We start from the raw sequence: 11,827 nt of genomic DNA on the forward strand, positions 1-11,827 counted from the left end.
TTGCCGCGCCATGGACACCTGGCCGCAATGCGGGTGCGGCAGACTAATCCCCATGGCCTTCGAATTCGAGCGGAAGCAGCGGATCACGATCGTGGGCGGCGGTCCTGGCGGCTACGAGGCGGCGCTGGCCGGCGCGCAGCTCGGCGCCGACGTCACCGTCATCGAGCGAGCGGGCATCGGCGGCTCGGCGGTCATCACCGACGTCGTTCCGTCGAAGACGCTCATCGCGACGGCAGAAGCGGCGAAGAACATCCCCGACGCGGTCGGCCTCGGCGTGCAGTTCTTCACCCGCGGCGAGGACAATCGCCCGCACCGTCCAGAGGTCGCCGTCAACCTCGCCGCCGTGAACAAGCGCATCCTAGGTCTCGCGCGCCAGCAGGGCGAGGACATGCGCACCGAGCTCGTGCGCGCGGGCGTCAACATCATCGACGGCGTCGGCCGACTCGAGGGCGACAACACGGTCGTCGTGTCGACGGGCACCGGCCGAGGGAGCACCGACTTCGACCGCATCGAGTCCGACACGATCGTGCTCGCCATGGGGGCGAGCCCGCGCGAGCTGCCGACGGCGAAGCCCGACGGCGAGCGCATCTTCACCTGGACACAGCTGTACACGCTGAAGGCCCTGCCCGAGCACCTCATCGTCGTCGGCTCAGGCGTGACGGGCGCCGAGTTCGCCTCGGCCTACATGAACCTCGGCGCGAAGGTCACGCTCGTCTCGAGTCGCGACCAGGTGCTGCCGGGCGAGGACTCCGACGCGGCCCGCATCCTCGAGGACGTCTTCACCCGCGGCGGCATGACCGTGCTCTCCAAGTCGCGCGCCGAGAAGGTGGAGCGCACGGATGACGGGGTGCTCGTCACCCTCTCCGACGGGCGCACCGTCGAAGGCTCGCACTGCCTCATGGCGGTCGGGTCGATCCCCAACACGGCGGGCATCGGCCTCGAGGAGGCGGGGGTGCAGCTGACGCAGTCCGGTCACATCCGGGTGAACCGCGTCGCGCGCACCTCGGTGCCGAACATCTACGCGGCCGGTGACTGCAGCGACGTGCTTCCCCTGGCATCCGTCGCCTTCATGCAGGGTCGCACCGCGGTCTTCCACGCCATGGGCGACGCGGTCAACCCGATCGAGCTGCGCAACGTCACCTCGAACATCTTCACCCAGCCCGAGATCGCGACGGTCGGCTGGTCGCAGAAGCAGATCGAGGACGGCATCGCGCAGGGCGAGATCTACAAGCTGCCGCTGCAGACCAACGCCCGCGCGAAGATGCAGAACATCAAGGACGGCTTCGTCAAGCTGTTCGCCCGCACGGGCTCGGGCACCGTCATCGGCGGGGTCATCGTCGCGCCGCGGGCGAGCGAGCTGATCTTCCCGCTCGCGCTCGCGGTTGAGCACCGCCTCACGGTCGACGACGTCGCGAAGGCCTACGCGGTCTTCCCCTCCGTCTCGGGCGCGCTGACGGATGCCGCCCGGGCCATGCACATCGTGGGTTGAGCCCCCCACTCCTGCTCCACTCCTGCCCTGCCCTGCGCCTGCCCCGCGCCTGGCGCCGTGCCCTGCCCTTGCGCTACACCTACGGATCGGAGCGCCAGCTCTGGCGAGCGCGCCGATCCGTAGCCGTAGCGCGCGCTGCTGCGATCCGCAATGCGCGCCTCGGATCCGAGCAGCGCAAAGCGGATCCGAGCAGCGCAACCGCGTGAGCGTCGCTCAAATGGCGAAGTCGGGCAGGAGCAGGTCCGACTTCCGGGCGTGGCGCAGCGCCGTCACGCCGACCGAGATGGCGAGGGTGGCGAACAGCCAGCACGTGAGCACCGCGACGCCGACCCCGATGCCCGCTCCGCCCCCGGCGACCAGCGAGCGGATCGCGTTCGCGGCATAGGTCAGCGGCAGCAGCCCGTGCACGAACTGGAAGAACGCGGGCGTGGTCTGGATCGGGTACGTCGCCCCGGCCGCCGCGACCTGCAGCACCAGCAGGATCAGCCCGAGGAAGCGCCCGCGGCTGCCGAACAGCACCATGAGCGCGTGGTTCACGGCGGTGAACGCGAGCGAGCACAGCCCGATGAAGAGCGCGAGCCCGACGGGGTTCGCGGGATGCACGCCGATGCCGACCGTGACGACCAGGTACAGCAGGGCGGCCTGCACGAGCGAGATCCAGGCACCGCGCAGATAGCCGATGAGGGCGGCGAGCCAGCCCGGGCGCCCGGCCTCGACCGCGCGGTGCGGGATCGCGCGCAGCAGCATGTAGATCGACAGACCGCCGACCCACGCCCCGAGCGCCATGAAGTACGGCGTGAGCCCGTAGCCATAGCTCGGCACGCTGTCGAGCTTGTCCTGCGCCAGCGCGATGGGTTGCGCGGCGATCCCGCTGAGGTGCTTCTTCTCTGCCGAATCATAGGTGGGCACGGATGCCTTCCCGTCGGCGAGCTTGTCGGCCAGCTGGCTTGAGCCCGAGCTCAGCTGCTGCGCACCCGAGTCGAGGCTCTTCGCCCCGTCGGCCAGCTGCGCCGTTCCGGTGGCGAGCTGCTGCGCGCCGCTGTGGGCCTGTGCGGCAGCCGACGCGAGCTGTGACGCCCCGCTCGCTGCCTGCTGTGCGCCGCCGGCGAGCGTCTGCGCGCCGGCGGCCGCGTCATGCAGCTTGCTGTCGAGCTGCGAAGCACCGGCGGATGCCTGGGCGATTCCCTGCGCAAGGGCGGGCGCCTGCGCGTTCAGCGTCGCGGTGCCGTCCGCGAGCTGCTGCGCCCCGGTGCGCAGAGCGAGGCTGTTGGCGTAGCCGTTCGCGCCCTTCGCCCCGGCGACCTGATCGATGCCGTCGCAGAGCTGCGCGGCGATGGGATCGGCTGCCGTCAGCGGGTTCGCCGCGATGGTCGCGCACGAGTCGGCGAGCCGGTCGACGCCACCCGTGTACCCCGGGTCGCTCGCTGTGCCCGAGCCGGTGAGGCCCTTCTGGAGCGCCTGTGCGCCGCTGTCGAGTCGGCTCGCCGAGTCGGGCAGGTTCGTGGTCCGGTCCTTGAGGTCCGTCAGACCGCTCGAGAGCGTGTCCGCGCCCCCGGCGAGCTGGCCGGCGCCGTTCGACAGTGCGGAGGCGCCTGAGGAGACCTGCTCCGTCCCGCTTTTGAGCGACTGGGCTCCTGACGACAGCGTGCCGAGACCGGAGGCGAGCTGCGAGGCTCCCGTGGCGCTCTGCTGCGCGCCGCTTTCGAGCTGGGTGGTTCCCGACTCGAGCGATCCGGCGCCCGAGGCGAGCTGCTTCGCGCCGTCGGCGGCTTCGCCGAGCTTGCCGCCGATCTGATCGAACCCCGTGTAGATCTGACTGAGGTACTGCTGCGACACCGACTTGGCGGCCGATTGCGAGATCGTCATGCCGATGGTCTTCGCGGCGACGCCGACGATGTAGTTGTGGCCGTCGTCGGTCGTGATGGTGATGTGCGAGGCGGAGGCGTCGGTCGGCACGTCGCCGCCGAGCGAGACGGCGTTCGCCGAGAGGTCCTTGGGCAGGGTGATGGTGGCGAGGTAGGTGCCGTCTTTCAGGCCGGCGCGTGCGGTCGCGGCATCCGTCTTCACCCAGTCGAAGTCGTTGTCGCTGTCGTCCGTGACCAGCTCGTGCGCGACCGACTTTCCGACGTCGACGGTCGTGCCGTTCTGCGTCACCGGCTGGTCGAGATCGACGACCGCGGCGGGGATCTTGTCGAGGCGGTGCGTCGGGTCCTGGTTCGCCCAGATGAGCGCGCCGCCGTAGATCAGCGGGATGCACGCGATCGCGCCGATCGCGATGCGCACGGCGCGGTTGCGACGCCTGTCGCCCGCCGTCTGGATCCGCTTGGCCATTCCGTCCCTCACTCGTTCTGATTTACGGTTGTAAAATTTGGCTGACGAAGATCTATCTTACACATGTAAATCAGAAACGCTGAGAAGATATGAAAATGGATGCCGGAGCCGACGACCCGCGGGCGGCCCGCTCGAAGCGGGCGCTGATCACCGCGGCCACAGAGCTGCTCGACGAGCACGACCTGAGTGAGCTGTCGATCACCCAGGTGGTCGCCGCGGCCGGTGTGACGAGGCCGACGTTCTACCAGCATTTCGGGGACCTCGCCGAGCTCGCGCGCGCCGCCGCCGTGACCCGGCTGAACGACGAGTTCGAGCGCCACGAGCCGGCGCCGCCGTCAGCGGGAGACTGGCTCGAGCGCGTCGAGCCGGTGGTGCGCGGGCTGCTCGAGCACCTCGCGTCGCATCGGGGCTTCTACCGCCGGGTGCTGCACGGCCCGCGCTCGGGGGCGGCGGTCAACGCGGCCGTCGACCTGGTCGCGCGCCGCATCCTCGAGCGCTCGCCGCTGCTTCAGGGTGTCGCCGACCCACAGTCGGAGGAGATCCGCGACAGCGTCGTGATCATGTCCGGCGGCATCGTGTGGCTGCTGAGCGGCTGGCTCGGCACACCCCTGACGGGCCGTGACTCAGTGGCCGCGATGGCGCACCGCATCAGCGTGCAGTTAGTGCGGCTTTCGCCATCCTGACCGTCTCCGCGCTACAGCTGCGGAACGGCGCGCTCCGCGCCTCGGTAGCGCGCTTCCGCAGCTGTAGCGCAATCGAGACGACGTCCGGCGCGGCGGCGTGTACGGCGTGTACGGCGCCGAAGCGGGTTCGCGCGGCGGGGACGCGCGAACTAGACAATGCCAGCGGAGGCGGCGGCGTGTACGGCGCCGAAGCGGGTTCGCGCGGCGGGGACGCGCGAACTAGACAATGCTGAGCAGGCGGGTGCCGCTCGAGACCGTCGCGCCGACGGTGGCGTTGATGCCCTCGATGCGGCCGTCCTTGTGGGCGGTCAGCGGCTGCTCCATCTTCATCGCCTCGAGCACGACGACGAGGTCGCCTTTGACGACCTCCGCGCCCTCCTCGACGGCGATCTTGACCACGGTCGCCTGCATCGGCGCGGTGATCGCGTTGCCGGAGGCCACGGGAGCTCCGCCGGCGGCACGGCCGCCGGTCGCGCGCTTCGGTGCGGGGCCCGCGGTGCGCGCACCCGGCGCGGCCAGCAGCTTCGCCGGCAGCGTCACCTCGACGCGCTTGCCCTCGACCTCGAGCACGACGCTCTGTCGCTCCTCGGGAGTGTGCGGTGCGGCATCCGTCTCGCCGCTCCAGGGCTCGATGCCGCCTGCCCAGTCCGTCTCGATCCAGCGCGTGTAGATGCCGAAGGGCTCGCCGTTCTCCGGGGCGAAGGCGGGGTCGCGGACGACCGCGCGATGGAACGGCAGCACCGTCGGGAGCCCCGCGACCTCGAATTCGTCGAGGGCGCGGCGGCTGCGCTCCAGCGCCTCCTCGCGGGTCGCGCCGGTGACGACGAGCTTCGCGAGCAGCGAGTCGAAGGCCCCAGAGATCTCATCGCCGGCCTGCACGCCCGAGTCGACGCGCACGCCGGGTCCGGATGCCGGCTTGAACACATGCACGGGGCCGGGGGCCGGCATGAAGTTCCGCCCGGCATCCTCGCCGTTGATGCGGAACTCGAAGGAGTGCGCGCGCGGCTCGGGGTCCGGGTAGTCGAGCACGCCGCCCTCGGCGAGGCGGAACTGCTCGCGCACGAGGTCGATGCCCGTGACCTCTTCCGAGACCGGGTGCTCGACCTGCAGGCGCGTGTTCACCTCGAGGAAGCTGACGGTGCCGTCCTGGCCGATGAGGAACTCGCAGGTGCCGGCGCCGAGGTAGCCGACCTCCTTGAGGATCGCCTTCGACGCGCGGTACAGCTCCTCGCGCTGGGCATCGGTGAGGAACGGCGCGGGCGCCTCCTCGACGAGCTTCTGGTGACGGCGCTGCAGAGAGCAGTCGCGGGTCGAGACGACGACGACGTTGCCGTGCGCGTCGGCGAGGCACTGGGTCTCGACGTGGCGCGGCTTGTCGAGGTACTTCTCGACGAAGCACTCGCCGCGGCCGAACGCGGCGACCGCCTCGCGCGTCGCCGAGTCGAAGAGCTCGGGGATCTCGTCGCGGGTGCGCGCGACCTTGAGGCCCCGGCCGCCGCCGCCGAACGCCGCCTTGATGGCGACGGGCAGGCCGTGCTCGTCGGCGAAGGCGAGCACCTCTGAGGCATCCGCCACGGGGTTCAGGGTGCCCGGCGCCATCGGCGCACCCGCGATCTCGGCCACGTGGCGGGCGCTGACCTTGTCGCCGAGGCGTTCGATGGCCTCGGGGCTGGGGCCGATCCAGATGAGGCCTGCGTCGATGACGGCGCGGGCGAAGTCGGCGTTCTCCGCCAGGAATCCGTAGCCGGGGTGCACCGCGTCGGCGCCCGAGCGGCGCGCGACCGACAGGAGCTTGTCGATGACGAGGTAGGTCTCCGCGCTCGTCGTGCCGCCGAGGGCGTAGGCCTCGTCGGCGAGGCGGGCGTGCACCGCGTCGCGATCCTGGTCGGCGTAGACAGCGACGGACCCGATCCCGCTGTCCCGTGCTGCGCGGATGACTCGAACGGCGATCTCGCCGCGGTTGGCGATCAGGACTTTGGCGATACGGGGCACCAGTCCAGCCTACGAAGGCTCATCGGGGTGCATTTGGCTGGCATCCACAAAAGTGTTCGGAGGGCTTTGTCACAAGGCCCAGAGGTGTGATCGAGGCTCACAACCGCTCGGGCAGGTTCCAGAGCTCGGTCCACTCCACACCGAGCGAGCGCACCAGGCGGCGCAGCGTCGGAAGCGACATGCCGACCACGGTCGACGGGTCGCCGTCGATGCGGTCGATGAAAGGGCCGCCGAGGCTGTCGATCGTGAAGGCGCCGGCGACCTGCAGCGGCTCGCCGCTCGCGACGTAGGCGTCGATCTCGGCATCCGTCATATCGGGGACGAACGAGACGGATGCCTGCGCCACGGCCCCCGCCGCCGCGCGCGCCGCGCCGCCGCGGTGGTCGATGACCCAGTGGCCGGAATGGAGCACACCGGTGCGGCCGCGCTGCCCGTGCCAGCGCTCGGTCGCGATCTCGGCCTTGTGCGGCTTGCCGTAGATCGTGTCGTCGAGCTCGAAGGCGCTGTCGCAGCCGACGATGAGCCCGTCGATGGGGGCGCCGTCCGGTGACGCACCGACCACGGCCTCGGCCTTCGCGCGGGCCAGCAGCTGCACCATGTGTCCGGCGGCGAGGGCGCCGTGCTCGGCCTCGGCCGTGGCGACCGCCGCCGGCTCGTCCACGTGTGACGGCACGACGACGGGCTCGATGCCGGCATTGTGCAGCAGCCAGAGCCGGGCGGGCGAGGTGGACGCGAGGTAGAGGCGCATGGCGATCAGCCTATGGTCCGCGTTCGGTTCGCGACCGGGCGTGGTCGGACCGTCCTGTCTGTGTCCCCCTAAGAGCCGACTGTTCTATACGGCGGTCTATCGGGGACTATGGATAACGCACAGCGACTCTCTGCTCGCAGAGGCTGTCCAATCATTCGCCGAAAAGGGTATGCAGGGCGAGTGCCATTGGGGGGAGTCGGAGCGGCATTCGGGTTGTCGTTCTGGCTCGAGGCTTCCGGTGGGGGTGGGTTTCCGCCCCCACCGCGAGCCTGGTGGTTTCCATTCAGGCGGTCGCTTTGATCTCCAGCCAGAGCGTGACATCGCTCTCCTCCTCATCGTCCTCCGGGGCTTTCAGCCCGACGACGGTCACGGCCACCTCCTCAGCCCGCGGCACCGTCCGCACGATCAGCGTGTCGGCATCGGCCTCGGCGATCGCGTCGGCGAGCTCCGTCAGCACCCGCTCGCGCCGCGCCTCGTCGAGCTCGTCGAGACCGCCCTCGTCCAGCAGGCTGACGGCCGCGCCGCGGCGCCTGGCCGCGGTGACGACCTGGCGCACGGCGTCATTGAGCAGTCCGCGCCCGCGGATCTCGTCGCGCATCGTCGCCTCGAGCAGCACGCATTCCGCCCGCTGCTCCTCACTGAGCTCGCCCTGCGAGCGCACGATCTCGGTGAGCAGCGGCTCGGCCATCGTGTAGGTGTGCTCGAGGCGGTGCTGACGCTCGACGACGTGGGCGTCGTAGGCGGCCCGCCATTCCGAGGCCTTGCGCTCGACCTCGGCGAAGCGCTCGGCGTCTTCCGCGGTCTTGCGCACGGCGTACATCACGACATTGGCCGCGACGACCCACACGATCGAGCCGACCACGCCCAGCTCGCCGAGCGAGTCGAAGCCCGCCCACCAGATCGTGTACAGCGTCAGGAATCCGATGCCGATCCAGGCATACATGTCCCGCCCGCGGACCATCACGATCGTGAGCAGCGTGCCGACCGCGGCGACGTACCACGTCGCGTAGCCATTGGACGCGTCAGGGTCGAGCTGCGAGCTCACCGCCAGCGGGATCGTGACCGAGACGGCGAGATCCAGGACGGCGATCCAGACCGGGAGCACACGCGTGCGCGGCCGCAGCAGGCTGAGTACGATCGCGCCGGCGAATGCGGCGAGCGACGCGACCGTCGGCCACGGGGACCGGGGCACCTCGAGCGCGGAGAGGCCGAGCACGACATGGTAGAGGGAGAAGAGCGCCGCCAGCGAGATGATCGTGGCGCGTGAGAGGGCGATCACGAACGGCCCTCTCGAGTGGGCCAGGTGAGCGTGATGGTGGTGCCCGCTCCCGGTGTGGACTCGACGCGGGCCGCGCCGCCTGCCACCTCGACGCGCTGGATGATCGAGGTCGCGAGACCGAGGCGCCGCGGTGCGACCTGCTCGACGTCGAAGCCGACGCCGTTGTCGACGATCTGGATGCGCACGCCCGCCGCCCCGTCTTCCCCGATGCCCGCGAAGGTCACGCTGCGCGTGACGTCCGGGCCGCCCGCGTGCTGGGAGCTGTTCATCATGGCCTGCACCGTCGCGGCGGTGAGCGCCTCGGCCACGCTGGTGGGCAGCGTCGCGGTGAGCGGGCCGTGGCTGTGGAAACGCGGCTGATGCGGGATCGTGGCGGAGGCGCTGCGGATGCCGGCCACGAGGCTCCAGGCATCCGTCACCGGCTCCGGAACCGGGGTCGGCACGGGCTTCATCGACGAGAGGTGGCCGAGCGCGTCCTCGGCCATGCGGGCGGCGAGCAGCTTCGCCTCGGGCGTGCGCGCACCGGCGGCCGCGAGCAGGGTCGTGAGCACGCTGTCGTGCACGAGGGCGTCGACCTCGACGCGCTCGGCCTCGCCGAGGTGCTCGCGCACGCCGCGCTCGTACCCCTCGAGTGCCGCGCGCTGTGCTGCGTCGACCGCCGCGGCCGCGTTCCGCAGCAGCGAGGCGATGGTGAAGATGACAGCGCCGACGATCGCCGCGTAGAGCGCGTCGAGCAAGGCGAGCTTCCACTCGCGCCCGCCGGTGACGCAGACCATCACGAGGCCGAAGAGCGTCGGTGCGAGCACGACGTAGACCGCGGCCATCCAGGGGCGCATGCGCACGGTGGCATATGCGGATGCGACCGTGCAGAGCGTCCACAGCCACGGGATGCCGTCGACCGTGGTGCCTGCCGCCGTCGCCGGCCACAGCAGCAGGACGACGAGGTACAGCAGGGCGAACGCCGTCGTCGCCGCGCCGACGCCGCGCTGCGAGATCGCCCCGACGACGGCCCAGGCCATGCAGGCGCACAGTGCGCCGACCTGCAGCCAGCCGAACGGCTGGGCGAGCTCCTGCTGCTGTGCGATCAGGGTCGGCACCACGAGCACGCCGAACACGACGCCGAAGAGCACGATGGCGCGCGAGACCATGGTCTCGATGCGCGCCTGCGTCAGCGGGTGGCGCGGTGCGGGGGGCAGCGCGCCGGCGAGCTGCTCAGCGCTGCTCATCGCCGGGGGAGTCGGTGGCGAGCCCCGGCAGGATGCCGTCTTCGACGGCGCGGCGCAGCAGGTCGACCTTCGTCGGCGCCGGCCGGCCGACCTCGACGTACTTGACGCGGATGCGGTCGAGGTACTCGCGCGCCGTCGAGTGCGCGATGCCGAGCTGGGCCGCGACGGCCTTGAGCGGCAGGCCGGAGGCGTAGAGGTGCAGCACGTCGCGCTCGCGCTGGCCGAGCTTGGCGCGGGCGAAGTCGTTGTCGGCGTCGATGGCGCTCGCCCATTCGAGGTTGTTGAGCACGCCGCCTTCTGCCACGGTGCGGATCGCGTCGATCACCGTGCCCGTCGGCGCCGACTTCGGGATGACGCCGGCGGCGCCCGCCGCGAGCGCCTCGCGCACGGGCTGCACGCGGTCGGCGATCGAATGCACGAGCACCGCGCTGCCGGCATCCTGAAGCCGCTTGACGTTGTCGGTGACGCTGGAGCCGTCGCCGAGCGAGAGGTCGAGCACGACCATGTCGGCCGGCGCGTCTGCGAGGGAGGGAAGCAGCTCGTCGACCGTCGCCGCCTCGCCGGTGACGGTGAAGCCCGCGTCGCCGCAGGCCGCGCGCAGCCCGAGGCGCACCGACTCGTGGTCGTCGACGATCGCGACAGTCACCATGTTCATGAGCGTAGCGTCGGTCCGGCGTGTCAGTTTTGCGCCTGCCGCCGACCGCTGCGCCCAGCGGCCCGGGCGCACGTGTCGGGGGCGGGCGCGGAAGGCGGTGTCAGTCGCGGGTGAGGTGGGCGACCAGCTCGACGTGGTGCGTGTTCGGGAACAGGTCGAAGGCCTCGAGCGAGCGGATGCCGTAGCCGGCGTCCCCGAACAGCGCGGCGTCCCGCGCGAACGCGACCGGGTCGCACGCCACGTAGATCACCTGGGCGGGTCCGGTGCGCACGAGCTCGTCCACGACCGCCCTGCCCGCGCCCGACCGCGGCGGGTCGAGAACGACCGTTGCGGCGCGCTGCCGGCCGCGCTCGAGGGCGGTGGCGTTCTCGGCGAGGCCCTTGACGAAGTGCTCGACGCGCGCGGTGAGCGCCCGTGCCCCGACCCAGTCGGAGAGGTTGCGGGCGGCGAAGTCGGTGGCGGGCTCGGAGGACTCCACGCTCGTGATGCGCGTCGCCTGGCCGAAGCGGTCGCCGACCGCGGCGGCGAGCAGGCCGACGCCGCCGTAGAGGTCGAGGTTCGCCGCGCGGGGGTCGAACGCGTCGGCGTCGATCGCGCGCTGCACCGCGGTGGTGAGGGTCTGCGCGGCGCGCAGGTGCACCTGCCAGAAGCCGAGCGCGTCGAGCGCGAACTCGCGGTCTCCGACGCGCTCGGTGATCGCCTCGGCCGGCGGCCTGCTGCCGTCGCGCGTTGTGACGACGGTGAGCGCGCGCCCGCCAGACGGCGCGACGAGATCGACGGATGCCGCATCGCCGAAGCGCGTCGCCAGCGGAGCGATCTCGGCGATCGCCTCGGCCGCGAGCGGCAGGGAGCGCACCGGGATGACGGTGTGCGAGCGCGCGGCGTACGGCCCGACGGTGCCGTCGGCGGCGACCTGCAGCCGCACGCGGGTGCGCCACCCGGTGCCGGAGGAGTCGTCGTCGCCGTCGAGCGCCTGCACCTCGAGGCCGCCCGCGTCGACGCGGGCGAAGCGCGCGAGCGCGTCGGCGACGACCTGGCGCTTCAGCTCGCGCTGGTGGGCGAGCTCGATGTGGCCGAACTCGGCGCCGCCCGCGCGCCCCTCCGGGTCGCGGTCGAGGGAAGCCTCGGCCCACACGTGCGGCTGCCGGTGCGGGCTCGCCTCGAGCACCTCGAGGGTGTCGGCCCGCCAGAAGGACTTCTTCGCCTCGGTCACCCGGGCGCGCACGCGCTCGCCGGGGATCGCGTCACTGACGAAGACGACCCTGCCCTCGTGCCGCGCGACCATCACGCCGCCGTGGGCGACCCCGGTCACCTCGAGCTCGAGCTCGGTGCCGACGGTGGGGTTCGGCGCGGCGGCGGGGCGCTGGTGGCGGCGGGGCGGCGTGCGGACGGGCATCCGTCAATCGTCCCATGCGGCCTGAGGG

At 71.5% G+C, this 11,827-nt stretch carries 9 protein-coding genes; 2 read left to right on the forward strand and 7 right to left on the reverse strand.

What is annotated here, in order from left to right; genetic code table 11:
* The first annotated feature begins 52 nt into the window (after window positions 1–52).
* Window positions 53–1,489, forward strand: coding sequence for an NAD(P)H-quinone dehydrogenase (locus ABD708_RS10480; RefSeq protein ID WP_344754111.1), 1,437 nt, complete (start codon window positions 53–55; stop codon window positions 1,487–1,489).
* A gap of 213 nt (window positions 1,490–1,702) precedes the next feature.
* Here ABD708_RS10480 and ABD708_RS10485 read toward each other — a convergent pair whose 3' ends face one another.
* Window positions 1,703–3,820 carry a YhgE/Pip domain-containing protein gene (locus tag ABD708_RS10485; RefSeq protein WP_344754113.1) on the reverse strand — a complete coding sequence of 706 codons (2,118 nt, stop codon included), beginning with the start codon at window positions 3,818–3,820 and terminating at the stop codon, window positions 1,703–1,705.
* Window positions 3,821–3,915: 95 nt separating this feature from the next.
* Here ABD708_RS10485 and ABD708_RS10490 point away from each other — a divergent pair, with 95 nt between their 5' ends.
* Window positions 3,916–4,503, forward strand: coding sequence for a TetR/AcrR family transcriptional regulator (locus tag ABD708_RS10490; protein ID WP_344754115.1), 588 nt, complete (start codon window positions 3,916–3,918; stop codon window positions 4,501–4,503).
* Window positions 4,504–4,722: 219 nt separating this feature from the next.
* Here ABD708_RS10490 and ABD708_RS10495 read toward each other — a convergent pair whose 3' ends face one another.
* The 6 genes from ABD708_RS10495 to ABD708_RS10520 all read right to left on the reverse strand — a co-directional run bounded on the left by ABD708_RS10495 (window position 4,723) and on the right by ABD708_RS10520 (window position 11,799).
* Window positions 4,723–6,495 (reverse strand): acetyl/propionyl/methylcrotonyl-CoA carboxylase subunit alpha, encoded by a 1,773-nt coding sequence (locus ABD708_RS10495; RefSeq protein ID WP_344754117.1) that lies wholly within the window; start codon window positions 6,493–6,495, stop codon window positions 4,723–4,725.
* Between the two features lie 97 nt (window positions 6,496–6,592).
* Window positions 6,593–7,243 (reverse strand): Maf family protein, encoded by a 651-nt coding sequence (locus tag ABD708_RS10500; RefSeq protein WP_344754119.1) that lies wholly within the window; start codon window positions 7,241–7,243, stop codon window positions 6,593–6,595.
* A gap of 283 nt (window positions 7,244–7,526) precedes the next feature.
* Entirely contained in the window at window positions 7,527–8,522 is a 996-nt protein-coding gene (locus ABD708_RS10505) for a hypothetical protein (protein ID WP_344754121.1), read from the reverse strand.
* Window positions 8,519–9,748 carry a sensor histidine kinase gene (locus tag ABD708_RS10510; protein ID WP_344754123.1) on the reverse strand — a complete coding sequence of 410 codons (1,230 nt, stop codon included), beginning with the start codon at window positions 9,746–9,748 and terminating at the stop codon, window positions 8,519–8,521. The genes ABD708_RS10505 and ABD708_RS10510 overlap by 4 nt, the downstream gene beginning before the upstream one ends.
* Window positions 9,735–10,397: a response regulator transcription factor gene (locus ABD708_RS10515; RefSeq protein WP_344754526.1), complete on the reverse strand. Its 663-nt coding sequence runs from the start codon at window positions 10,395–10,397 to the stop codon at window positions 9,735–9,737. The genes ABD708_RS10510 and ABD708_RS10515 overlap by 14 nt, the downstream gene beginning before the upstream one ends.
* A gap of 106 nt (window positions 10,398–10,503) precedes the next feature.
* Window positions 10,504–11,799, reverse strand: a complete 1,296-nt coding sequence (locus ABD708_RS10520) for a class I SAM-dependent RNA methyltransferase (RefSeq protein WP_344754125.1) — start codon at window positions 11,797–11,799, stop codon at window positions 10,504–10,506.
* Window positions 11,800–11,827 lie beyond the last annotated feature (28 nt).

The organism is Gryllotalpicola koreensis, from assembly GCF_039538185.1.
Lineage (GTDB): Bacteria > Actinomycetota > Actinomycetes > Actinomycetales > Microbacteriaceae > Gryllotalpicola > Gryllotalpicola koreensis.